Genomic DNA, 24109 nt, shown 5'->3' with positions numbered 1-24109 from the left:
CAGGAAGGCCTGGCACCACGAATGGCTTTATTGTGGCGTACTGACTTGCTGACCTGCTGGCTTCACTGCTTGCTGGCTTGCTGGCGGCTGGCGGCTGGCTGGCTAGCTAGCTTGCTTACAGGCTAGCAGGCTTGCTTATCGACCGGCTTGCACTCTCACTGCCGCAGCAACGCCTTGAACGTCTGCGGCATCCAGGGACGCGCCGCCAGCATGAAGCTGATGGCCAGGCGCTCATCGCCGGGCAGGCGCGCGTCTTCCTGGTGTTGCTGCGAGAATTCCACCGCCACTTGCTTCAGGCGTTCCAGCAAGGCTGCCGTGGATTTTTTCGACAGCATCACGTTCACCAAGCGCAACAATTCCGTCTCGCCATCGAATTGGGAATTCAAATAGTCACCATAGGCTTCCTTTTTGAAATACGTGTGGATGGGCCCGTTCGGTATCCACGCAAACGTGCGCGCCACCAGCAGTTTGACCCGGTTATTCGGCAGCAGTTCCAGAAAACCGATCTTATCGAGGCGCAGCAGGTATTTCACGGCTTGCGCCTCGCTGATGTCGTAGATGGCGACGATCTGTTCCAGCGGCAGCAGGTTCAGGGCAGACACGGCCACCACGAACAGCCGGGTGTCCTCGATGATTTCCTTTTCCTGCGCATATGTCAGTCCCGTGATCAGGGTGGGCGCGGCCTGGGCAGACTGCACGGCCAGCGCCAGCTGCTGGAAATCGCTGCCGATGGCCACCAGGATCTGGTCCAGGCGTTGCAAGGTAAATTGCTTCTGCGAAAACATCCGCTTGACGCTGGCTTCGGATACACCGATGCGCTGGGCCAGCTCGGCATACGTGACGGCGCGCGCTTTCAACAGGCGTTTCAAGGCTTCGATCAAGGCGTGGGTTTGCGGCATGCATTTCCTTTATAAAAATGGCATCGGTTCTGGCGGCAAAAAAGTAGCGCAATACGCTACCTGCGGTATGCCTGCCCGCTACGAGTAGCGTTTTCATTGACCAATTGCCCACAGTCTACAATGATGGCGTTGCCACTTGGCACACTTGAAGGAGAAACACATGAAACGCCTGCTGCCCCTCTGCCTGTCCCTGTCGCTGTTGACGCTCTCCGTGGCCGCTCCCGGCCTGGTCCACGCCGCCGCCTCGGAGAACCTGTCGAAAGGCTCGCAAAACCTCAGCCAGGGTTCCGCCATCGTCGTCGCCGGCTCCATGTCGATGCTGGTCGCCTCCGGCCAGGTGGTGGTCGCCAGCGTGGAAACGGTGGGCGAAGGCATCGTCATCGTGCTGAAAGGCGCGTCCGAAGCGGGCGGCGCTTCCATCCAGATGAGCACGCAAGCGGCCAAGGGCCTGTCGCTGGCGGCCGGCACCGTGGTCAACGTGGTGGCGCTGTCCACCGGCCACATGCTGGTTCTTTCCGGCAAGGCCATCGCCTTTATCCCGAACGAACTGGGCAAGGCGCTGCTGCACCACTCCAAAGTGTAACCACCAATGAAGAACGGAAATCCCATGAAACATCTGCTCGCCACCGCCCTGCTGTGCGCCGCCACCATGGCGCCGCTGGCCCAGGCCGCCAATTCCGACACCACCAACGCATCCGACAACGCCAGCATGGCATCGGCCATCGTGCTCGTCGGCTCCATGTCGGTGCTGGCCGCCGCCGGTGAAATCGTCATCGACAAGGTGGAAGACGTGGCCGACGGCAGCGTCCTCGTACTGAAGAGCGCAGCCAGGGGCGCCTCGCAGGCGGCCACGGCCTCCGTCAAACTGAGCCAGAAAGCCGCGCAAGGCCTGTCGCTGGCGGCCGGCACGGCCATCCAGGTGGTTGCCGTCTCGACGGGCCACATGCTGGTACTGTCGGGCAAGGCCATCGCCTATGTGCCGGATGCGGCCGGCAATGCCATCCTCCACCATTCGAAAGCGTGAACCCATGAAACGCCTGACTGTCATGATCATCAGCCTGGCCCTGGCCGGCGCCGCCCATGCGGGACGCTCGTGCGAGGAAAAGCCAACGGATGCGACCACCCTCGTCAAATCGATGGACCTGGCGCAAAAGACCCTGCAGGCGCTCGATGGTTCGGGCGCGCAAGTGGCGCTGGTGGCACGCGCCGGGCAAGACCTGTCGAAGTACAATTTGCGCTATTCGCACATGGCGCTGGCCTGGCGCGACCACCCGAAGGGCCGCTGGCTGGTGGTGCATGAACTCAATGAATGCGGCACGGCGCAATCGTCGCTGTACAACGAAGGCTTGGGCAATTTCTTCATGGATGACGTATTCATGTATGAAAGCCTGATCCTGATTCCCGGCCAGGATACGCAGCAGCAGCTGGTGCGACTGCTGACGTCGAACACGCCCAAGCGCCTGCATGAGGCACACTACAATATGCTGGCCTACCCGTTTTCCACCAAGTACCAGAACTCGAACCAGTGGGTGCTGGAAACCCTGGCCGCCGCCAGCAATGAGCCGGGCAAGATCGAAACGCGCGCCGAAGCGCAAAGCTGGCTGCGCAGCGCCAGCTACGCGCCGCAAACGCTCAGCATTCCGGCCGCCACGCGCCTGGGCGCGCGCATGTTCCGCGCCAATATCGCCTTCGACGATCACCCGTTCGAGCGCCGCATGACGCGCCAGATCGACGTCGTCACGGTGGACTCCATCGTGCGCTTCATGCGCCAGCGCGAACCGCAGGTGCAGGAAATCGTCGTGCGGGGAAATTAAGGACGCGGCAGCAGGCGAAACAGCGGTCCGATCAGCAATACCAGCACCACCATGCGCGCCACGTGGAAAGCCGTGACGATGGGCACGCCCAGATGCAGGGCCTTGGCCGTCAGCGACATTTCCGCGATGCCGCCGGGCGAGGTGGCCAGGATGGCCGTGCCGGGGTGGATGCCCAGCCAGTGCGACAGGCCCAGTCCGAAGGCGGCCGCCAGCAGCAGCATCAGGAAACTGCACAGAGCCACGCCGGCCAGGTAGCGGGGAGCAGCATGCAGGAAGGCGGGAGTGAAGCGCGTGCCCAGGGCGATGCCGATGAACAGCTGGCCCGCGCGTATCATCCATTCGGGCAGGCGCGACAGATGGATGCCGCAGGCCGTCAGCAGCAGCGCGGCCAGCAGCGGGCCGATGACCCAGGCGTTGGGCAGCCGGCCCCGTTTTAATGCGAGGGCCGCCAGCACCGTGATGCCGACCAGCAGCGCCAGCCCGCCATAGTCGACCAGCGCGGCGCCGGGCACGAAAGTCTCATGCCCTTCTGCCAGGCCATGGCTGCCCCAGTAGCGCACGCCGAACGGAATCGTCGCCACCACCAGCATCATGCGCAGGCTGTGCGCGGCGGCCACCTTGCCCACGTCGGCGCCATGGCGCTCGCTCTGCACCGCCATCTCGGATGCGCCACCCACGGCCATGGCAAAGAAGGCGGTGGCATGGTCGACGCCGGAGAGGCGACGCAGCAGCATGGCGCCGGACGCGCCCAGCGCCAGCGCGAACAGCACGGCGCCGGCGATCCATGGCGTATAGACGGTGAGCACGGCCAGCACGGGCGCCGTAAAATACAGACCCAAGGCCGTGCCGATGGCCCACTGTCCCGCTTCCCGCACGCGCACGGGGCAAGCCAGTTCGCGCCCCGCCAGGCGCAGCGCGGCCGTGGCAAACAGGGGGCCGATCATCCACGGCAGCGGCGTGTGCAGCCACAGGCAGATGGCGGCGCCCAGCAAACCCGTGGCCAGCGCTGCGCCGACTGCGCGCCAGCGCGGCCACCACGGCACCGTTAAAACACCCAGAGCTTATCGGCCGGCATGTGCAGCCAGTACTTGCCCGCCTCGAGCTTGTGGCGAGAATATGCGCGCAGGCTGATGTTCTCGGCGCCGCCGCGCTCGAACAGACACTCCCAGCGGTCGCCCAGATACATGCAGGTCAGCAGCGGCAGTTCGATGGCGTTGTCGACCTGCGTGGCGCTGATCTTCACTTCCTCGACGCGGATCATGGTCGTCACTTCCGTGCCCGCGTTGGCGCCGCGCGCCACGCCCTGCATGGACGCGCCATCGACCAGCAGGCGCACCTGCTTGCCTTCGCGCTGCACGACCTTGCCGGGCAGGCGGTTGTTACTGCCCATGAATTCGGCCGTGAACAGGGTATCGGGCGTTTCATACATGCTTTGCGGCGTACCCTGCTGCTCGATCTTGCCGTTATTGAGCAGCAGGATACGGTCGGAAATGGCCATCGCCTCGCCCTGGTCATGCGTCACCATCAGGGCCGACAGGCCCAGGCGCACGATCAGTTCGCGCAGGAAGGCGCGCGCTTCCTCGCGCAGCTTGGCGTCCAGGTTCGACAGCGGTTCATCGAGCAGGATCACGGGCGGGTTGTACACCAGCGCGCGGGCGATCGCCACGCGCTGCTGCTGGCCGCCGGACAGCTGGTGCGGATAGCGCTCGCCCAGATGTCCGAGTCCCAGCTGCGTCAGCACTTCCTTGATGCGCGCGGCGATTTCCGTGCTGCCCATCTTGCGCAATTTGAGGCCGTAGGCGACGTTGTCGAACACGGTCTTGTGCGGCCACAGCGCGTACGACTGGAACACCAGTCCCAGGTTGCGATGCTCGGCCGGCATCTCGAAATGCTTCGCACCGTCGAAGACATTGCGCTCGCCGATCTGGATGGTGCCCGCCTTCGGGCTTTCCAGCCCGGCGACGGCGCGCAGCAAGGTGGTCTTGCCGCTGCCCGAAGGTCCCAGCAGGGCGACCACTTCGCCTTTTTGCAGGTGCATCGAGACACCTTTCAGGATCTGGTTGGCGGCAGCGCCGGTGCCGTAGTCCAGGTACAGCTCATTGACGGTCAATTCATTCATGATGTGGTCTCAGTCTATTCTTAGTTATGCAGCTCAGTTATGTAACTTCACGCCAAAGCGCAGCGCGATGCCCAGGCCGATGGCCACCAGGGTGATATTGATGAAGGACAGCGCCGCCACCAGGTCGGTCGAGCCGCCCGCCCACAGCGACACCAGCATGGCGCCGATCACTTCCGTGCCCGGCGAGAGCAGGTACACGCCCGTCGAATATTCGCGCTCGAAAATCAGGAACACCATCAGCCAGGCGCCCAGCAAGCCGTATTTGATCAGCGGCAGGGTCACGTCGCGCGTCACCTGGCCGCGGCTGGCGCCGACGGCGCGCGCCGCCTCTTCCAGCTCCGGCCCCACCTGCAGCAACGCCGTCGAAATGAGGCGCATGCCGTAAGCCATCCACACCACCGAATACGCGAGCCACAGGGCGAAGATCGTCGAGCGCACTTCGCGCAGCACGGGGATCACATGGCCGCTGAGCCACAGGGCCACGCCGTTGTCCATGCCTTTCAATATGCCGTCGAGCCAGGCCGGCACGAACAGGAACACCCACAGGAACGACAGGCCGGCCAAGAGGCCCGGCACGGCGCGCGGCACCAGCACGCTGTAATCGAGCAGGCGCGTGATGCCGTCCTGCTTGCGGTGCATGGCAAGCGCGATGAAGCTGTAACAGCCCACGGCCAGCGCGCCGCCGACGACGCCGATCAGGATGGTGTTGACGATGCCGCGCACCAGCGAAGGCTGGTCGAAAATGTCGCGGAAATGCTGCAGGGTCAGCACGTCGGCCAGGTGCACGCCCTCGCCCCAGTACTGCACGAAGGAGCGCAGCACGATGCCCGTCAGCGGCAGGATGATGGTGAAGATCAGCCAGCCGGCCAGCAAGGCAAACGCCAGCCACTTCCAGCGGCCCAGCGGCATGGCCTTGCTGCGCGCGCCCTTGCCCTTGATCGACACGTACTTGTTGGCCGATTTCAGCAGCCAGCGCTGTATCATCACCAGCGGCATGGTCACCATCACCAGGCACACGGCGACGGCAGCCATCAGGTGGTACGACGGCGTGCCGAGCTTGTTCGTCAGCTTGTACAGATAGGTCGGCAGCACCAGATGGCCTTCCGGATCACCGAGCACCAGCACCAGGCCGAATACCTCGAAGCCGAGGAAGAACACCAGCACGCCCGCATACGCCAGCGCCGGCATGATCATCGGCAGCGACACATTGAGCATCACCTGGATCGGCGAAGCGCCGGCCACGCGGGCCGCTTCTTCCACGTCCGAGCCCAGGCTTTTCAGGGCCGACGAGGCATACAGGTAGACGTGCGGCACGTGCGTCAGGCCGGCGATGATGACGATGCTGGTGAAGGAATAGATATTCCAGGGCACGAAGCCCAGCAGCTCCTTGGCCCAGATCGAATAGAAGCCCACGGGTCCCATCGAGACGACGTAGCCAAAGCCCATCACCATCGGCGAGACAAAGATCGGCACCAGCAGCATGGGCGCCACCCAGCCGCGGCCCGGCAAATCCGTGCGCACCATCAGGAAGGCCAGCATGCCGCCCAGCGGCACGGCGATGACGGTCAGGCCGAAGGCCAGCATCAGGCCATTCTTGAAGGCCATGGCGAAATCGGGATCATCGAAGATGAAACGGTAGGAATCAAAGCCGAATTCGCGCACCGGCATGAAGAAGGGCGCGTTCAAAAAGCTCTGGTAAAAAATCAGGAACAGCGGCAGGAAAATGGCGACCAGGGTAATCGCCACGACCACGCCGCGCGGCCAGTTCAGGCGCGACAAGGGAGAGCGCGACCGTGCAGGCAGCGGCAAGATAGCAGTTTGCATGATGAATCCAATGAATGAAGGGTACGGCGTGCGCCCGCAAGCCAGGCTCGCGGGCGGCTAAGTCGGCGTTATTTTTTGCCGGCTGTTTCTTTCCATTGCTTCAGGAAGGCCATGCGCTTGGCTGGCCCCAGGAATTGCAGGATGATCGGATGCACGGGAATCGGCTTGACGTTGGCCGTACCGATTTCCTTGATCAGTTCCGCCGAGGTGGTCTCGCCCGTGACGTCGGCGCGGATGGCGAACAGCTTGGCGCCGTTGGCGATGATGGTCTGGCCGCGGTGCGACAGGATGTAATCGAGCCACAGCTTGCTGGCGTTGACGTTCTTCGCGTTCTTGTTGATGAACTGCACGCGCGACAGGATCAGGGTGTAATCCTTGGGCAGCACCACGCCGATCGACGGGTCGGTCTTGGCGCGCACCAGCGCGTAAGAGCCCAGCACGTTGTAGCCGATCAGGTTTTCACCGGACGAGATACGCTCCATCATGGTGCCCGTCGACGACTGCACGCGCACCTTGGCCGTGCCGAACGCGTTTTGCAGCGCCAGGAATTGCGGATATTCCTTGGCATCCTGCGCCATGAACATGAATCCCACGCCCGATTTTTCGATGTCGTAGGTGGTGACCTTGTCCTTGAACTTCGGCGTGGCGATCAGCTTGACGAAGTCGTCGTGGTTCTTCGGCACTTCCTTCGGGTCGAGCAAACGCTTGTTATAGACGATGGCGGCCGGCTCGAACGTGGTGCCGTAGGCCTGGTCGTCCCACATGGCCCAGCCGGGGATCTTGGCCGCTTCGACCGACTTGTATTTCAGGGCGTAGCCATCGGAGGCCAGGCGCATCTGCAAGTCCATCGCCGAAGACCACATCACGTCGGCCGTGTTGCCGCCGGCGGCCACTTCGGAAATGAAGCGGTTATACACTTCGGTGGAATTCATGTCGTTGTATTCGACCGAGATACCGGGATACAGGGCGCTGAAATCCTTGATCAGCGGCGCGGCGGCCTTGCTGTCGGTGGCGCTGTAGATCACCACCTTGCCTTCCTTCTTGGCCGCGTCGATGATCTTCTGGTAGTCGGCCGGATAACCTGCCGGTACCTGGGCGAAAGCGGCGCCGGCCAGGCTGGCAAACGCGGTGGCAAGGGCGGCTTGAAGCAGGGTCTTGGTTTGCATGGGGTTGTCTCCGTCTATGAATAGGTTTTTTATTTAATGGGATGTCGGTCAGCGCATCAGGCCAAGCTCATTTGCCTGCCTGGCATACTCGTCGACCGCCTTCCTGACATACGCCGTCAGCTTCGGCCCCGTCAGGGCGAATGGATACAGGCCGGCCTGCGCGCGCCATTCCGCGAACTGCGGCGTGGCCATGACGCGGTCAAAGGTGGCCACCCAGCGCTGGTAGTCCGCCTCCGGCACCTGGGGCCCCATCCACACGCCGCGGATGATGGGCCAGACCACGTCGACGCCTTGCTCGCGCGCCGTCGGCACGCCTGCCAGCACGCCGGGCAGGCGCTTCTCCGACAGCACGGCCAGCACGCGCGCATGGTTGGCGCTGGCGTTCAGGGTGGCTTCAGACGTGTCGCCCGAAACCACCTGCACATAATCGGCCTGCATCGCCGTAAACACTTCGCCGCCGCCTTCGAGCGCGACAAAACGCAGCACTTTCGGATCGATGCCGGCGTGGCGCGCCACCAGCGCCATCTTCAGCCAGTCCTGGCTGCCGATGGTGCCGGAGACGCCGATCAGCACCTTGTCCGGATGCTGCCGCAATGCCGCGATCAGGTCGCCCAGCGTCTTGTAGGGCGAATCGCTGCGCACGGCGATCATGCCGTAGTCGGCGCCCAGCGCCGCCACCCAGCGCACGTCGCCCGCCTTGGCATTGCCGAACTTGCCCTGCGCCAGATTGAGCAGCGAACCGCCCGAAAAGGCCACCAGGGTGTTCGGCTCCGCGCGGCGGCGCTGCGAACCCATCGAGTGCCAGGCCACGGCGCCGATGCCGCCGGGCAGATAACTGATGCGCATCGGCGCCATGGCGGCTGCCGCGCCCTCCTGCGCCAGGCCTTTTTTCGCCAGCTTGCAGGTCAGGTCCATGGCGCCGCCCGGCTTGGACGGCACCACGCACTCGGCCGGCGCCGACGCCTGCGCCCCCGCGAGGGCGGGCAGCAGGCACAGCAAGGACAGGAACAGGGAGCGCAGCATCGTCATGCCTTAGAAGCGGTGCTGGATGCCGGCGATCAGGCCGCGCTGCGTGTCGCCGAAACCAGCATCGTCACGCGACAGGCTGACCAGCTGGTTGTGCTTGGCCTTGGCGTAGGCGCCGGCCACGTACAGGTCGGTGCGCTTGGACAGGGCATAGCGCACGCGCGCCACGTACATGATCGGATCGGCATTGAGGTTGGCGGCCACGTTTTTCACGTCCTGGTAGTAGATCACGCCCGTCAGGGTGATCACCGGCGTGGTCTTGTAGCTGACGCCGCCCCAGTACAGGGTGCCGCGTACGTCGGCCTTGCCGGAGGCAGCCGGATCGAGCTTGTAGTCGCGCGCCGCCGCCTGCACTTTCCACGGGCCGTCGTCATACATGGCGCCCAGGTGGTAGACGGTGGTCTTGTCGCGCGCGCCGCCGGCGATGGCATTGCCGTTCACCTGCTCATACGTGGCCAGCAGGCTGACAGGACCAGTCTTGTAGGTGACGGCCGTCGACAGCTTGGCGCTGTCCGAGTTGCCCGTCGACTGCTCGCCGAAGCCGTACGATGCGCCGTAGCTGAAGTCGCCCGTCTTGCCCGAGTATTTGACCATGTTGTCGAAGGCCGTCGTCATGCCGTATTTGCTCGGGCCCGTCGCGTTGGCCGAAGTGGCCCACGAATAGAACGGCGCATAGGCCATCGGATCGAACGGCAGCACGAAGTCATACACGGTGGTGAACGAACGGCCCAGCACGACGCGGCCAAACGCGCCTTCCAGGCCCACATTGGCCTGGCGCTTGAACAGCGCGCCGTCGGCCGCGCCCGTGTCGACCAGGATGCCGCCTTCCAGGTTGAAGACAGCTTTCAGGCCGCCGCCCAGGTCTTCGCTGCCCAGGATGCCCCAGCGCGAGGTGTTCATGCCACCCGAGCTCACTTGCGTCATCGAGCTCTTGTTCGGACCGGCGTTGCTGGTGGTGCTGACGCCGGCGTCCAGGCGGCCGTACAGCGTGACGTTCGATTGTGCCTGGGCGCTGCCAGCGGCGGCCAGGACAGCCAGTGCGGCCAGCGAATATGCGGTCTTCTTCATGTAGAGTATCTCCCTTAGATATAGTTATTAGTGATATGCCTGATCAATTTCATGAATCAGGATCACACTATATGAGCGCGATCCTTTCAATTCGCTTTCAGACTGACAGGTGTCGCCAGCCAGCCACAAAGGGGACAAACATATTCATTGCCGCCCCTGTCGGCGCGGCGCCGGCAGGCTTACACTGCATCCATTTCAACGAATGGCGGAGACCATGCGCATATTATTAGTGGAAGACCATCTGGAGCTGTCGCACTGGCTGGCAAAGGCCCTGCGCGACGCGCACCTGACGGTGGAGACCGCCCACAACGGCGCCGATGCCGACGCCCTGCTGCACACGCAGGAATACTCGCTGGTGCTGCTCGACCTGACCCTGCCGAAGATGGACGGCCTGGACGTGCTGCGCCGCCTGCGCGCGCGCGGCGGCACGCGCGGCAAGACTCCCGTCATGATACTCACGGCGCGTGGAGGCCTGGATGAAAAAGTGCAGGGCCTGAACCTGGGCGCCGACGACTACATGGCCAAGCCGTTCGAGCTGGCCGAACTGGAAGCGCGCGTGAAAGCCCTGCTGCGCCGCAGCCAGGGCAACGAAGCCCTCGTGCATGCGTGCGGTGCCCTCAGTTTCGACACCGTCACGCGCATGTTCAGCTATGCCGGCGCCCCGTTTCCCCTGACGCCGCGCGAACACGCGGTGCTCGAAGCGCTGATCACGCGCTCGGGACGCGCCGTGTCGAAGGAAAAACTGTTCGACGAAGTCTTTGCGCTGGCCGACGACGCCAACCTGGACGCCATCGAACTGTATATCCACCGCGTGCGCAAGAAGCTGGAAAGCGGCGTGGAAAGCGGCTCGCCCGACGGCGCCGTCATCACCACCCTGCGCGGCATCGGCTACCTGCTGCAGCCGCGCAGCGCCATGGCGCCGGCCGCGCCGAAATGACCGTGCGCGCCCCACGCCCACCCATGCTCGAACGCTTGCGCCGGCGCTGGGCGCAGGGCCGGCCGCTGGGCAGCCTGCGCAGCCAGCTGCTGCGCTGGCTGCTCATCCCCCTGGTGATGCTGGTGCTGCTCGATGCCGTCTTTGTCTACCGCAACGCGCTCGACGCGGCCGACATGGCCTACGACCGCTCCTTGCTGGCGTCGACGCGGGCGCTGGCCGAGCGCGTCTCCATCGTGGGCGGCAAGGTGGTGGCCGAAGTGCCCTACGTGGCGCTCGACAGCTTCGAAACCGACACCCTGGGCCGCATCTACTACAAGGTGACGGGCATCAATGGCGAACTGGTGTCGGGCTATGGCGACTTGCCGCCCGTGCCGAAAAACGTGCCGCGCTCACAGAATTATCCCGCCCTGGTGCGCTTCTACCACGCCGACTACCACGGCAAGCCGATCCGCATTGCCGCCCTGCTGCAACCCGTGTACGACGACTCGATGCGCGGCATCGCCCTGATCCAGGTGGCCGAAACGCTGGACGCGCGGCGCGGCCTGTCGAACCAGATCCTGTTCGATACCCTGAGCTGGCAGGCGGCGATGATACTGGTGATGGGCGCCCTCGTGTGGTTTGCCGTGCGCCTGGTGCTACGCCCGCTGATGCGCTTGAAAACGGAGGTCGAGACGCGCACCCTGTCCGACCTGTCCGACGTCGACCCCACACTGGTGCACAAGGAAATGCGCCCTCTGGTGAGCGCCATGAACGGCTCCATGTCGCGCCTGCAGCAGCTGATCGCCAGCCAGCGCCGCTTCATCGCCGACGCCTCGCACCAGTTGCGCACGCCGCTGACGGTGCTGAAAACCCAGGCCGAACTGGCCATGCGCGAATGCGACCGCCAGGCGGGCGGGCCGCCGGACATCGCCGCCCTGCGCGACATCGTGCGCTCGATCGCCGCCACCACCGATTCGACCGTGCTGCTGGCCAACCGGCTCCTGACCCTGGCGCGCATCGAGCATGGCGGCGACAGCCTGGCGATGGACACCGTCCCCTTGCGCGACGTGGCGCAGCAGGTGGGACTGGAAATGGCCATGGCCGCCGTCGGCAGGCAAATCGACCTGTCTCTGGAAGCGCCCGACGAAGCGCCCGTGCATGGCCAGGCCCTGCTGCTGCATGAACTGGTGGCCAACCTGGTCGACAACGCCCTGCGCTACACGCCGCAGGGCGGCAGCGTGATCCTGCGCGTGCGCGCGGCGCAAACGGGGAACGGCCACGAACACGGCGCCGTGCTGGAGGTGGAAGACAGCGGCAAGGGCATCCCGCCGGCCGAGCGCGAACGCGTATTCACGCCGTTCTACCGCGTCGGCACGGCGCTCGAGAGCAATCCTGGCGGCGCGGGGCTAGGTTTGGCCATCGTGCGCGACATCGCCGCCCTGCACGGCGCGCGCCTGGAACTGGCGACGGCGGAAAATGGCCACGGATTGAAAGTCAGCGTGCATTTCGGCGTGGCCGCATGATAGCCTGCATAGATAGTCATTCGACACGAAGCGTTGCCCAAAAACAACACGTAGCTTATTTCTAATATTTTTTAAATAATTGCCTTACATAAACATATTCATCCCTATACAATTCGGCTCCCATTAAGCGGCGAGACAGTCTCTCCGCATTAATTACCTAGGATCAATATGAAAAAGCAATTGTTTGCAGCAGTCGTAGGCGCCGCCCTGGCATTCCCATTGTTCGCTCAAGCTGAAGGTTTCTATGCTGGCGCCAACGTCGGCCGTTCGGAATTGAAACTGTCGGGTGACACCCCTTCGGTCAAGAAAAGCAATACCGGCTACAAAGCCTACGCAGGCTACGACCTCACGCAAAACTTCGGCGCGGAAGCCGGCTACGTCGACTTTGGCAAACTGACGACAACCTTCGACGGCGATAAACTGGACGTGAAAAGCCACGCATTCTACGTTGCCGCCACCGGCACCCTGCCACTGAACGAACAGTTCTCGCTGTTCGCCAAGGCTGGCGTATCGCAAAACCGCACCAAAGTCAGTGTCGTTGGTGAGAACGTTAACGACTCGACCAACAAGACCTCCGCCATCTTTGGCATCGGTGCCGCTTACCACTTCGACAAAAAACTGTCGCTGGTTGCGGAATACGAAAACTTCGGCAAGGTAGCAAACGGCGATGGTGCCAAGCTGAAAGCCGACCTGCTGTCGATCGGCCTGCGCTACAAGTTCTGATTCGCGCTCGCGCGCATCAGCATCCAGCCGTTGTAACGGCTGATAAGAAACCGGCTGCACAGCCGGTTTTTTTATGGGCGCATGGCGCGCCACGGGCGCCGATGTTAAGATCTCGCCCTGAAATTGACTGAAAGATTCCGCCATGATGACCAAAGAAGACGTAAGCGAACTGTTCGCCAACATCGCCGAGAACGCGCCCTGGGACCTGTCCCAGCCGCTGCTGTGGGGCTATTACTTCACCAACCCCACTTCCGAACCGCTGGAGCAGGCCGCCACCGTGCTGGCGCTGCAGGGCTACCGCCCGGTGGAACTGTACCAGCCGGAACTCGACGATCCGGCGGCGCCACCCGTGTGGGTGCTGCACGTGGAAAAGGCCGAAGTGCATGGCGTCGACAGCCTGCACGCGCGCAATGGCGAACTGATGGCGTTTGCCCAGGAAAACCAGCTGGCCAGCTATGACGGCATGGACGTGGGACCCGTCGGCGCTCCCGACGTACCGCAGCATTAAGACAGTCATCGGATGAAAAAACGGCGCCCGCGGGCGCCGTTTTGCATGGATCGCTAAAAACGCTCAGCTGAGGTTTTCCAGGCGGATCTTGGTGACCGTGCCCACCACGCTATTTAATGCTTCCATCTTCTCGATGGCGGCCGTGACATTCTTTTCCTGCGTCTGGTGCGTCAGCATGATGATGTCCGTATGCGTCTCGCCTTCGGCCGGCTCTTTTTGCAGCATGGCGTCGATCGAGATGCTGCGTTCGGCCAGGATGCGCGTCAGGTCGGCCAGCACGCCCGGCTGGTCGGCCACGTGCATGCGCAGGTAGTAGCTGGTGGTGATTTCCGACATCGGCAAGATGGCGATATCGGTCATCGCGTTCGGCTGGAACGCCAGGTGCGGCACGCGGTGTTCCGGGTCGGCCGTGGCCAGGCGGGTGATGTCAACCAGGTCGGCGATCACCGACGACGCGGTCGGCTCGGCGCCCGCGCCGCGGCCCGAGTACAGGCTGGCGCCGACGGCGTCGCCATGCACCAGCACCGCGTTCATGGCGCCTTCCACGTTGGCGATCAGGCGCTTGGCCGGGATCAGGGTCGGATGCACGCGCAGCTCGATGCCCTCCACGCCGTTGACGGTGGCGCGCTTGGTGATGCCCAGCAGCTTGATGCGGTAGCCCAGCTGCTCGGCGTAGCGGATGTCGACGGCATTGAGGTTGCTGATGCCTTCCACGTAGGCCTTGTCGAACTGCACCGGGATGCCGAAGGCGATGGCCGACATGATGGTGGCCTTGTGCGCGGCGTCGACGCCTTCAATGTCGAAGGTGGGGTCGGCTTCCGCGTAGCCCAGTTCCTGCGCCTGTTTCAGCACGGTGGCGAAATCGAGGCCCTTGTCGCGCATCTCGGACAGGATGAAATTGGTGGTGCCGTTGATGATGCCGGCGATCCATTCGATGCGGTTGGCCGTCAAGCCTTCGCGCAGCGCCTTGATGATGGGGATGCCGCCGGCGACGGCCGCTTCGAAGGCCACCATCACGCCCTTGTCCTGGGCGGCGGCGAAGATTTCATTGCCGTGCACGGCCAGCAGGGCCTTGTTGGCCGTGACCACGTGCTTGCCGTTGGCAATCGCCTGCATCACCAGGGTCTTCGACAGGTCGTAGCCGCCGATCAGTTCGACGACGATGTCGATCTCGGGATCGTTAACGATCAGGTAAGGGTCATTGACGACCTTGCAGCCGCCGGCGACGAGCGCTTCGGCGCGCGCCACGTCGCGCACGGCGACGGCGACGACTTCAATGCCGCGGCCCGCGCGGCGCTTGATTTCTTCCTGGTTGCGTTTCAGGACGCTGAACGTGCCGTAACCGACATTGCCCAGGCCCAGCAGGCCGATCTTGATGGATTTCATAGTGTGCTTGACTGCTCATAAGTGGCGCCCCCTTGGGCGGCGCCAGGTTGATCGGTATTGCTACTGTCTGGCTCAGCCCCGGCTATGGCGCTTGCGGTAACCTTCGAGGAAGCGCGCAATGCGACCCATGGCCTCGGTCAGGTCATCGGAGTTGGGCAGGAAGACGACGCGGAAATGGTCGGGCGCGATCCAGTTGAAGCCCGTGCCCTGCACGATCAGGACCTTCGCTTCGGCCAGTAATTCATAGGCAAACTGCTGGTCGTCGGCGATCGGGTAGATCTCCGGGTCCAGGCGCGGGAACATGTACAGCGCGGCCTTTGGCTTGACACAGGTGACGCCCGGAATATCGGTCAGCAGCTTGTGCGCCAGGTCGCGCTGTTTCAACAGGCGCCCGCCGGGCCCCACCAGGTCTTGTATGCTCTGGTAGCCGCCTAACGCCGTCTGGATGGCAAACTGCCCCGGCGCGTTGGCGCATAGCCGCATCGAGGCCAGCATGTTGAGGCCCTCGATATAATCTTTTGCGTGGCGCTTTTCGCCCGAGACCACCATCCAGCCGGAACGGTAGCCGCAGGAGCGGTAATTCTTCGACAAGCCGTTCATGGTGATGAACAGCACGTCGTCGGCCAGCGAGGCGATCGACACGTGCTCGGCTTCGTCGTACAGCACCTTGTCGTAGATCTCGTCGGCGAAAATGATCAGTTGGTGCTGGCGCGCCAGTTCGACGATCTGCAGCAGCACGGAAACCGGGTACAGCGCGCCCGTGGGATTGTTCGGGTTGATGACGACGATAGCCTTGGTGTGCGGCGTGATCTTGCGGCGCATGTCCTCGATGTCGGGATACCACTCGTTCTGCTCGTCGCACACATAATGCACGGGATTGCCGCCCGACAGGCTGACGGCGGCCGTCCACAGCGGGTAATCGGGCGCCGGCACCAGCACTTCGTCGCCGCTGTTGAGCAGGGCGTTCATCGACATGACGATCAGTTCGGAAGCGCCATTGCCCAAATAAATGTCATCGATGGTCACGCCGGCGATGTTCTTGCCCTGCGTATAGTGCATGACGGCTTTGCGCGGCGCGAACATGCCCTTCGAATCCGTATAGCCGGCGGCATTTTGCAGGTTGAGCATCATGTCGCGCACGATCTCGTCCGGCGGATCGAAGCCGAATACGGCCAGGTTGCCGATATTGAGCTTGGTGATCTTGTGGCCTTCTTCTTCCATTTGCCTGGATTTTTCCAGGACCGGGCCGCGGATGTCATAGCAGACATCCGCCAATTTATTCGATTTCTGAATCGGTCGCAAAATAAATCCCTGTCGTGATGCGGCGCGGTAAGCAGAACTTGCAGCATGATAGCCGCGCCAGAACTATGAACCCGTGAAACTGCGATGCGAAAGACTGCAAGGCGAAAACAACCATTCTCGCCGAAAACAGGCCATTTTATCAAATTAAACATGGCCAACCCGGCATTTGACGCCGATTCTGCCACGCCGGCGCCTCCGGACGGCAATCGGGCACGCGCCATCTTCATCTTCCCTTAATCTGGCAGCATTACCATGGCGCAAGCAGGCAGTCCCTCTGTGGCGCCGAAGATTGCAATTTGGAAAGGATATTGCTTTTCAGTCGCTCTTTTCTGTCATTTATGGCATGCTTACGCCCTTGGCCGCGGCACGCAGTTTGGCCGCGCGCGCACCGATCAACCGACACGACCAGCCCCCGATATCGCCATGAAACTCCATGCCAGCAGCACCCAACAATACCAGACTGTCACCGGCTATGACGAAAACGGCGTGGAGATCAATGCCCAGCCCTACAACTACAGCCTGATCGTCATGCCGGAAATGCCTCCGCGGGCGTGGGAAGTGGACAGTTTCGAGCAACTGAACGAGGCGCATTTCGCGCAGATCCTGGCCGATGCGCCCGACGTGGTCATCCTCGGCACGGGCGAACGCCAGCGTTTCGTGCATCCGAAGCTGACGGCCGCGCTGACCATGCGCCGCATCGGCGTCGAATGCATGGATAGCCAGGCTGCCTGCCGCACCTACAATATCCTCATGGGCGAAGGCCGCAAGGTCACGCTGGCCCTGATCCTGGCCCCGGCCGCAGGCACGCCCGCATGAAAATCAATGTCAACGAACTGCACTCGTCGCGGGTGCTGATGTGGTCCCTGCTGGGCATCTTCATCGTCGTCACCCTGTATGCGCTGGGCGTGCGCACCCTGGTACCGCCCGACGAGGGCCGCTACGCCGAGATGGCGCGCGAAATGTTCGTCACGGGCGACTGGATCACCACGCGCCTGAACGGCATCAAGTACTTTGAAAAGCCGCCGCTGCAAACCTGGATGAATGCGCTGACCTTCGCCGCCTTCGGCCTGGGCGAATGGCAGGCGCGCCTGTGGACTGGCCTGTGCGGCATCATCGGCGTATGCATGACGGCTTACGCGGGCAAGAAAGTGTTCGGCCCGCGCGTGGGCCTGTATGCGGGCCTGGTGCTGGCGTCGAGCCTGTTCTGGCTCGCTTCCGGCCAGATCAATTCGCTGGACATGGGCCTGTCGGGCATGATGACCCTCACCCTGGGCAGCCTGCTGATCGCCCAGCGCGACGACGCCACGGAAATCGAGCGGCGCAACTGGATGCTGGCCTGCTGGGCCGCCATGGCGCTGGCCGTGCTGGCCAAGGGCTTGATCGGCATCGTGCTGCCGGGCGCCGTGCTGGTGCTGTATTCGCTGTGCGCGCGCGACTGGCGCATCTGGACGCGGCTGCACCTGGTCAAGGGCTTGCTGCTGTTCTTTGCCATCGCCACGCCGTGGTTCGTGCTGGTCGCCCTGCGCAATCCGGAACAACCGCATTTCTTCTTCATCCACGAGCATTTCCAGCGCTTCCTGATGAAGGGCCACAAGCGCGAAGGCGCCTGGTATTACTTCCTGGTGCTGCTCATTCCCGGCATCCTGCCATGGATAGGCGTGCTGCCGCAAAGCCTGGCCGCCGCCTTCAAGCGCCAGGAAGGCGCCTTCCAGCCCCGCTTGATGCTGCTCGTCTGGGCCGTCTTCATTTTCTTCTTCTTCAGCTATTCGACTTCGAAGCTGCCTGGCTACATCGTGCCCATCTTCCCGGCGCTGGCCCTGCTGGTGGCGCTGTACCTGGAATCGGCCTCGCGCCGCCAGCGCCTGTTCGCCGCCGGCCTGCTGTGCGTGCTGGGCGCGGCCATCCTGATCGGCGGACCGATCGCCTTCAGCAAGGCCAGCGCGCGCGACGCGGAAGCCCTGGTCGCGCTGAAGGGCTACCAGCCATGGCTGATGGCGGCCGGCTTCTTCGCCCTGGCCGGCGGCGCCCTGGCCTTGCTGCATGCGCGCCAGTTGCGCCGCGACATGACGGTGCTGACCATCGCCGGCGCCGGCTTCCTGGCCACGCACTGCATCCTGGCCGGCTCCGAACTGTATGGCCAGAACCGCGCAGGCACCGACATGCTGCCGCAGATCCAGGCCGAACTGACAGCCGATACCAAGCTCTATTCGGTCGGCATCTACGAACAATCGCTGACGTATTACCTGCAGCGGCCCGTGATCCTCGTCGATTACTGGGATGAGTTTACGTTTGGCCTGAAACAGCAGCCCGAACTGTCCATCCCGAACATCGAGCCTTTCATCACGCAATGGACGAACGATGCCAATGCCGGCGTGCACGACATGGCGATTATCAGCCTGTACCGTTACAAGGAATTGCAGGGCCGTGGCGTGCCCATGCGTGTGATTGCCGAAGATGCGCGCCGCATGGTCGTTGCTAACAAGTAAATATTTAAAGGGGCGCGAGGCAGCACGGATCGCGCCCCCCCCGGCCAGCTTGCCCCGCCCCCGCATCAGCAGGATTTTTCACCGCTGAAGGGCTGCGCCGCCATACTGACGATATAAAATAGCCATGCCTGCCGGCGCCTTTTGACGGCACTGGCAGCCTCGGCGATGCCGATACCCTGACACAATACAGATCCAAGAACTGCGCCCCATGACCTCTACCCTGCCCTTTTTGCCCTTTTCCAAACCCACCATCGATGAAGCGACCATCGCCGCCGTCGGCGAAGTGCTGCGCTCGGGCTGGATCACCAGCGGCCCGAAAGTGCAGGCTTTCGAAGCCCAGCTGTCCGAGTATTTCGGCGGGCGCCCCGTGCGCACCTTCAATTCGGGCACGTGCACCATGGAAATCGCGCTGCGCATCGCTGGCATCGGCCCCGGCGACGAAGTCATCACCACGCCCGTGTCGTGGGTCGCGACGGCCAACGTCATCATCGAAGTGGGCGCCACGCCAGTGTTCGCCGACATCGATCCCGTTACGCGGAATATCGACCTCGACAAACTGGAAGCGGTCATCACCCCGCGTACCAAGGCCATCATCCCCGTCTACCTGTCCGGCCTGCCCGTCGATATGGACCGCCTATACGCGATTGCTGAAAAGTACAACTTAAGGGTCGTGGAAGACGCGGCGCAAGCGTTCGGTTCCACCTGGAAAGGCAAGCGCATCGGCGCGTTTGGCGACTTCGTCTCGTTCAGCTTCCAGGCCAACAAGAACATCACCACGGGCGAAGGCGGCTGCCTCGTCCTCAACAACCTGGAAGAAGCGAAACTGGCCGAGAAATACCGGCTGCAGGGCGTGACGCGCAGCGGCGTCGACGGCATCGACGTCGATGTGCTGGGCGGCAAGTACAACATGAGCGACATCATGGCCGCCATCGGCCTGGGCCAGTTTGCCAATATCGAGGCGATCACGGCCCACCGCCGCGCGCTGGCACGCCACTATTTCGCGCAGTTCGGCAGCGATTTCGAAGCGCTGAGCGGCGCCCAGCTGCCCGTGCAGGACTTTGAAAACAGCAACTGGCATTTGTTCCAGATCATCCTGCCCGACAATGGCCCCGGCACGCGCGCCGCCTTCATGCAGCAAATGGCGCAGCAAAACGTGGGAACGGGCTATCATTACGCACCGATCCACCTGTTTACCATGTACCGCGAACGCGGCTTTACCGAGGGCATGTTCCCCGTCTCGGAAAAGATCGGCCGCCTGACCGTGACCTTGCCGATGTTCTACGCCATGACGACACAGGACGTGGAACGCGCCGTCGCCACCGTCAAATCCATTCTCATCAAATGAGCAGCGCGCCGATGAAACCTGAACTGTCCATTATCATTCCGATCTACAACGAACAGGATGGCCTGGCCAGCCTGTTCGCCCGCCTGTATCCGGCCCTCGATGCCCTCCAGACGAGCTACGAGATCATCTTCATCAACGATGGCAGCCGCGACAATTCGGTACCCATCCTGGCGGAACAATTCCGTCAGCGCCCGGACGTCACGCGCGTAATCTTGTTCAACGGCAATTATGGCCAGCACATGGCCATCCTGGCTGGTTTTGAAGCCTCGCGCGGACAGATCATGATCACGCTCGACGCCGACCTGCAGAATCCGCCCGAGGAAATCGGCAACCTGGTGGCGAAGATGCGCGAAGGCTACGATTATGTGGGCTCAATCCGGCGCAAGCGGCAAGATTCCGCCTGGCGCACGCTGGCCTCGAAGATGATGAACCGCCTGCGCGAAAAAATCACGAATATCAAGATCACAGACCAGGGCAACATGCTGCGCGCGTATGGCCGCAACGTGATCGACCTCGTCAACCAATGCGCCGAAGTCAATACCTTCGTGCCGGCACTGGCCTACACCTTTGCCCGCAAGCCGACGGAAATCATCGTCGAACACGAGGAGCGGGCGGCCGGCGAATCGAAATACTCGCTGTACAGCCTGATCCGCCTCAATTTCGACCTGGTCACGGGCTTTTCGCTGATTCCCCTGCAAATCTTTTCCATGCTGGGCATGGCGCTGTCGCTGGGCTCGGCATTGCTGGTGGTCTTCCTGCTGGTACGCCGCTTCCTGCTGGGCGCGGAAGCCGAGGGCGTATTCACCCTGTTCGCCATCGCCTTCTTCTTCATGGGCGTGATCCTGTTCGGCATCGGCCTGGTGGGCGAATACGTGGGACGCATCTTCCAGCAAGTGCGCGCCCGTCCCCGCTACGTGGTGCAAACCATCTTGCAGGACGGCATGACACAGGCGGAAGCCGAGGCGCCATCGTACGTGCGCCTGGAAAAGCGCCAGGTGGGCCGCTGATGGGCGCCCCGCGCGCCGTCGTCTTCGGCTACCACAATGTGGGCGTGCGCTGCATCAAGGTGCTGCTGGCCGGCGGCGTCGACATCGCCCTCGTCGTCACGCACGAAGACAGCCCCACGGAAAACCTGTGGTTCGAATCCGTCGCCAGCCTGTGCCAGGCGGAAGGCATCCCGTACATCACGCCATCGGACGCCCGCGCGCCCGAGTTGCTGGCGCAGGTGCAGGCGGCAACACCGGACATGCTGTTCAGTTTTTACTACCGCCACATGTTGCCGGCTAGCATCTTGGAAGTCGCGCCCGCCTACAATATGCACGGCTCGCTGCTGCCGGCGTTCCGCGGCCGCGCGCCCGTCAACTGGGCCGTGCTGCATGGCGCCCCGCAAACGGGTGCCACCCTGCATGAAATGACGGTCAAGCCCGATGCCGGCGCCATCGTCGCGCAAACGGCCGTGCCCATCCTGCCCGACGATACGGCCTTCGAAGTCTTCGGCAAGGTCACCGTGGCGGCGGAACAAACCCTATGGAACGTGCTGCCGGCCTTGCTGGACGGCACGGCGCCGCGCCAGCTCAACGATTTGCGCCAGGGCGGCTACTTTGGCGGCCGCAAGCCCGAAGATGGCAGGATAGACTGGAAGTTACCCGCGCAGCAGGTTTACAACCTGCACCGTGCCGTCGCGCCCCCCTATCCCGGCGCCTTCACCGAAGTCAATGATGTCATTTACATTATCGAAAAAGCCCGTTTGAGCAAGCTTTCCGCAGGAAGTTTGCCACCGGGCTTGGCGGTAGTGGATAATTGCATCTTTGGCGTCTGCGGAGACGGCCGCATGCTGGCCATTTCCGCGCTGAGGGCTGCCGGGGAGCCGATTTCGGCTCAACAATTGCAAGCAAGTCTGACCACCCGCGTCAGCACACACTGATTTAACTCAAGAGAATCTCACATGAAAAAAGTCCTCATCTTAGGCGTCAACGGCTTCATCGGCCACCACCTGTCCAAGCGCATCCTGGAAACCACCGACTGGCATGTCTACGGCATGGACATGAACACGGACCGCATCACGGAATTGCTGGAAGATGACAACTACAAGTCGCGCATGCACTTCTTCGAAGGCGACATCACGATCAACAAGGAATGGGTCGAATACCACGTCAAGAAATGCGACGTCATCCTGCCCCTGGTCGCCATCGCCACGCCATCAACCTACGTCAAGCAGCCGCTGCGCGTCTTCGAACTGGACTTCGAAGCCAACCTGCCGATCGTGCGCTCGGCCGCCAAGTACGGCAAGCACCTGGTCTTCCCGTCGACCTCGGAAGTGTATGGCATGTGCCATGACGAGGAATTCGACCCGGAAAACTCGGAACTGATCTGCGGCCCGATCAACAAGCCGCGCTGGATCTATTCGAACGCCAAGCAGCTGATGGACCGCGTAATCTGGGGCTACGGCATGGAAGGCTTGAACTTCACCCTGTTCCGTCCGTTCAACTGGATCGGCGCCGGCCTGGACTCGATCCACACGCCAAAAGAAGGTTCCTCGCGCGTGGTGACGCAATTCTTCGGCCACATCGTGCGCGGCGAGAACATCTCGCTGGTCGATGGCGGCGCGCAGAAACGCGCGTTCACCTACATCGACGACGGCATCGATGCGCTGATCCGCATCATCGCCAACAAGAACGGCATCGCCAGCGGCAAGATCTACAACATTGGCAATCCGACCAATAACTATTCGATCCGCGACCTGGCCGGCATGATGCTGACCCTGGCCGCCGAATACCCGGAATACGCCGAAGGCGCGAAACACGTGAAAATCGTGGAAACGACCTCGGGTGCCTACTACGGCGCCGGCTACCAGGACGTGCAAAACCGCGTGCCGAAAATCACGAATACCTGCGAAGAGCTGGGCTGGGCGCCGACCACCACCATGGCCGATTCCCTGCGCAACATTTTCGACGCCTACCGCAGCCAGGTAGCCCAAGCCAAAGCACTGATGGATTAATGTTGAGCAAGCCGTTCCTGACCCTGAAAATCGACGTCGATACCTATCGCGGCACCCGTGAAGGCATGGGCAATCTGGTGCGCATGCTGGCCGCGCACCAGGCCAAGGCCACCTTTCTGTTCTCGCTGGGCCCCGACCACACGGGCTGGGCCCTGCGGCGCGCCTTGAAACCCGGCTTTTTCAGCAAGGTATCGCGCACCTCGGTGGTCGAGCACTACGGCTTGAAAACATTGATGTACGGCACTTTGCTGCCGGGACCCGATATCGGCAAGCAATGCGCGGCGCAATTGCGCGCCGTGCGCGATGCCGGTTTCGAGTGCGGCATCCACACCTGGGATCACACCCTGTGGCAAGACAACGTGGCCAAGCGCAACGCCGCCTGGACCATCAACATGATGCGCAAGGCCGCCAACCGCTACGAACAAGTGTTTGGAACAAAGCCGCACACGCACGGCGCGGCCGGCTGGCAAATGAATGTCAGCGCCTTTGTCGAACACGACACGGCCGGCTACCGCTTTGCCTCCGATGGCCGCGCCATGCTCGACGCGCGCGGCGCCATGGTGCATCCAAGCAATGGCCCGCACCGCGTGCGCAACGGCAACACGATCCTGCAATGCGTGCAATTGCCCACCACCCTGCCCACCCTGGATGAATTGCTGGGCTGCGAAATCGATGGCAAACTGATCACGACCGGCAATGTTGCGGCGCATATCCTGTCATTGACGGCCGACAATCCGCGCGATCACGTATATACCTTGCATGCGGAACTTGAAGGACAGAAACTCGCCCCCATTTTCGAACAACTGCTGGCTGGCTGGAAAGCCCAGGGCTACCAGTTCGCCTCGATGGGCGATTATTATGAAAAGATAAAAAATACGGACTTGCCCGTTTGTCCCGTCACCTGGGATGAGTTGCCAGGCCGTTCGGGACGCCTGATTGTGCAGGGCAAAGCGGCCTGAATGCTGTATTGTTGCACCTGGATGCGTTGCCAGATTAAAAACAGCGC

General features: G+C 62.6%; 23 protein-coding genes. 14 read left to right on the top strand and 9 right to left on the bottom strand.

All coding sequences use genetic code 11. The annotated features are described in order from the left end of the window. Window positions 1-155 precede the first annotated feature (155 nt). The gene (locus NCG91_RS16620) at window positions 156-899 is read right to left on the bottom strand and encodes a helix-turn-helix domain-containing protein (protein ID WP_077407465.1); all 744 of its coding nucleotides are present in this window, start codon (window positions 897-899) and stop codon (window positions 156-158) included. Window positions 900-1059: 160 nt separating this feature from the next. On the opposite strand from NCG91_RS16620, the gene NCG91_RS16615 reads away from it, so the two are divergent. Genes NCG91_RS16615 through NCG91_RS16605 form a run of 3 tightly spaced genes read left to right on the top strand, consistent with a single transcriptional unit; the run spans window position 1060 to window position 2713 of the window. Continuing rightward, window positions 1060-1482 (top strand): hypothetical protein, encoded by a 423-nt coding sequence (locus NCG91_RS16615; protein WP_251350458.1) that lies wholly within the window; start codon window positions 1060-1062, stop codon window positions 1480-1482. A gap of 24 nt (window positions 1483-1506) precedes the next feature. Beyond that, window positions 1507-1923: a hypothetical protein gene (locus NCG91_RS16610; protein ID WP_251350457.1), complete on the top strand. Its 417-nt coding sequence runs from the start codon at window positions 1507-1509 to the stop codon at window positions 1921-1923. 4 nt (window positions 1924-1927) lie between these two features. Further along, window positions 1928-2713: a DUF2145 domain-containing protein gene (locus NCG91_RS16605; protein WP_251350456.1), complete on the top strand. Its 786-nt coding sequence runs from the start codon at window positions 1928-1930 to the stop codon at window positions 2711-2713. On the opposite strand, the gene NCG91_RS16600 is transcribed toward NCG91_RS16605, so the two are convergent. The 6 genes from NCG91_RS16600 to NCG91_RS16575 form a co-directional block, all read right to left on the bottom strand. Continuing rightward, complete coding sequence (locus NCG91_RS16600) at window positions 2710-3756, bottom strand: AbrB family transcriptional regulator (RefSeq protein ID WP_099667026.1); 1047 nt, start codon at window positions 3754-3756, stop codon at window positions 2710-2712. The genes NCG91_RS16605 and NCG91_RS16600 overlap by 4 nt on opposite strands. 2 nt (window positions 3757-3758) lie before the next feature. Continuing rightward, window positions 3759-4832, bottom strand: coding sequence for an ABC transporter ATP-binding protein (locus NCG91_RS16595; protein WP_077407473.1), 1074 nt, complete (start codon window positions 4830-4832; stop codon window positions 3759-3761). A gap of 33 nt (window positions 4833-4865) precedes the next feature. Further along, window positions 4866-6656, bottom strand: coding sequence for an ABC transporter permease (locus NCG91_RS16590; protein WP_070219148.1), 1791 nt, complete (start codon window positions 6654-6656; stop codon window positions 4866-4868). A 68-nt stretch (window positions 6657-6724) separates the two neighbouring features. Next, on the bottom strand, window positions 6725-7822 hold the full coding sequence (locus NCG91_RS16585) for an ABC transporter substrate-binding protein (protein ID WP_099667024.1): 1098 nt from the start codon (window positions 7820-7822) through the stop codon (window positions 6725-6727). A gap of 48 nt (window positions 7823-7870) precedes the next feature. Continuing rightward, window positions 7871-8851, bottom strand: a complete 981-nt coding sequence (locus NCG91_RS16580; RefSeq protein WP_251350455.1) for a Bug family tripartite tricarboxylate transporter substrate binding protein — start codon at window positions 8849-8851, stop codon at window positions 7871-7873. Window positions 8852-8854: 3 nt separating this feature from the next. Further along, complete coding sequence (locus tag NCG91_RS16575; protein WP_099667023.1) at window positions 8855-9916, bottom strand: porin; 1062 nt, start codon at window positions 9914-9916, stop codon at window positions 8855-8857. A 214-nt stretch (window positions 9917-10130) separates the two neighbouring features. Between NCG91_RS16575 and NCG91_RS16570 the strand changes: the two genes are divergently transcribed. The 4 genes from NCG91_RS16570 to NCG91_RS16555 all read left to right on the top strand — a co-directional run bounded on the left by NCG91_RS16570 (window position 10131) and on the right by NCG91_RS16555 (window position 13586). Next, window positions 10131-10853, top strand: a complete 723-nt coding sequence (locus NCG91_RS16570; RefSeq protein ID WP_251350454.1) for a response regulator — start codon at window positions 10131-10133, stop codon at window positions 10851-10853. Between the two features lie 23 nt (window positions 10854-10876). Beyond that, window positions 10877-12355 (top strand): sensor histidine kinase, encoded by a 1479-nt coding sequence (locus tag NCG91_RS16565; protein WP_251350528.1) that lies wholly within the window; start codon window positions 10877-10879, stop codon window positions 12353-12355. 168 nt (window positions 12356-12523) lie between these two features. Beyond that, a complete protein-coding gene (locus tag NCG91_RS16560; RefSeq protein WP_251350453.1) occupies window positions 12524-13078 on the top strand; it encodes an outer membrane beta-barrel protein in 555 nt (184 codons plus the stop codon). Window positions 13079-13220: 142 nt separating this feature from the next. Further along, entirely contained in the window at window positions 13221-13586 is a 366-nt protein-coding gene (locus NCG91_RS16555; RefSeq protein ID WP_077407485.1) for a ribonuclease E inhibitor RraB, read from the top strand. Between the two features lie 63 nt (window positions 13587-13649). Here the strand turns inward: NCG91_RS16555 and NCG91_RS16550 are convergent, their stop codons facing one another. Together NCG91_RS16550 and NCG91_RS16545 are read right to left on the bottom strand one after the other, a co-directional pair. Continuing rightward, on the bottom strand, window positions 13650-14972 hold the full coding sequence (locus tag NCG91_RS16550; protein ID WP_251350452.1) for a homoserine dehydrogenase: 1323 nt from the start codon (window positions 14970-14972) through the stop codon (window positions 13650-13652). Window positions 14973-15044: 72 nt separating this feature from the next. Beyond that, window positions 15045-16274, bottom strand: coding sequence for a pyridoxal phosphate-dependent aminotransferase (locus NCG91_RS16545; protein ID WP_152256881.1), 1230 nt, complete (start codon window positions 16272-16274; stop codon window positions 15045-15047). 423 nt (window positions 16275-16697) lie between these two features. Here NCG91_RS16545 and NCG91_RS16540 point away from each other — a divergent pair, with 423 nt between their 5' ends. The 7 genes from NCG91_RS16540 to NCG91_RS16510 all read left to right on the top strand — a co-directional run bounded on the left by NCG91_RS16540 (window position 16698) and on the right by NCG91_RS16510 (window position 24062). Continuing rightward, window positions 16698-17090, top strand: a complete 393-nt coding sequence (locus tag NCG91_RS16540; protein ID WP_099667017.1) for an Mth938-like domain-containing protein — start codon at window positions 16698-16700, stop codon at window positions 17088-17090. Then, complete coding sequence (locus tag NCG91_RS16535) at window positions 17087-18760, top strand: glycosyltransferase family 39 protein (RefSeq protein WP_251350451.1); 1674 nt, start codon at window positions 17087-17089, stop codon at window positions 18758-18760. Before NCG91_RS16540 ends, NCG91_RS16535 begins: the two co-directional genes overlap by 4 nt. Window positions 18761-18968: 208 nt before the next feature. After that, window positions 18969-20105: a DegT/DnrJ/EryC1/StrS family aminotransferase gene (locus NCG91_RS16530; protein WP_251350450.1), complete on the top strand. Its 1137-nt coding sequence runs from the start codon at window positions 18969-18971 to the stop codon at window positions 20103-20105. A gap of 11 nt (window positions 20106-20116) precedes the next feature. Continuing rightward, window positions 20117-21112 carry a glycosyltransferase gene (locus tag NCG91_RS16525; RefSeq protein ID WP_251350449.1) on the top strand — a complete coding sequence of 332 codons (996 nt, stop codon included), beginning with the start codon at window positions 20117-20119 and terminating at the stop codon, window positions 21110-21112. After that, complete coding sequence (locus NCG91_RS16520) at window positions 21112-22029, top strand: formyltransferase (RefSeq protein WP_251350448.1); 918 nt, start codon at window positions 21112-21114, stop codon at window positions 22027-22029. Before NCG91_RS16525 ends, NCG91_RS16520 begins: the two co-directional genes overlap by 1 nt. 21 nt (window positions 22030-22050) lie before the next feature. Beyond that, on the top strand, window positions 22051-23103 hold the full coding sequence (locus NCG91_RS16515; protein WP_070290550.1) for a bifunctional UDP-4-keto-pentose/UDP-xylose synthase: 1053 nt from the start codon (window positions 22051-22053) through the stop codon (window positions 23101-23103). After that, the gene (locus NCG91_RS16510) at window positions 23103-24062 is read left to right on the top strand and encodes a polysaccharide deacetylase family protein (protein ID WP_251350447.1); all 960 of its coding nucleotides are present in this window, start codon (window positions 23103-23105) and stop codon (window positions 24060-24062) included. The genes NCG91_RS16515 and NCG91_RS16510 overlap by 1 nt, the downstream gene beginning before the upstream one ends. Window positions 24063-24109 lie beyond the last annotated feature (47 nt).

Origin of the sequence: Janthinobacterium kumbetense (assembly GCF_023703445.1) — a bacterium.
GTDB classification, from domain to species: Bacteria; Pseudomonadota; Gammaproteobacteria; order Burkholderiales; family Burkholderiaceae_D; genus Janthinobacterium; species Janthinobacterium kumbetense.
This window is presented reverse-complemented; position numbering and strand designations above follow the sequence as displayed.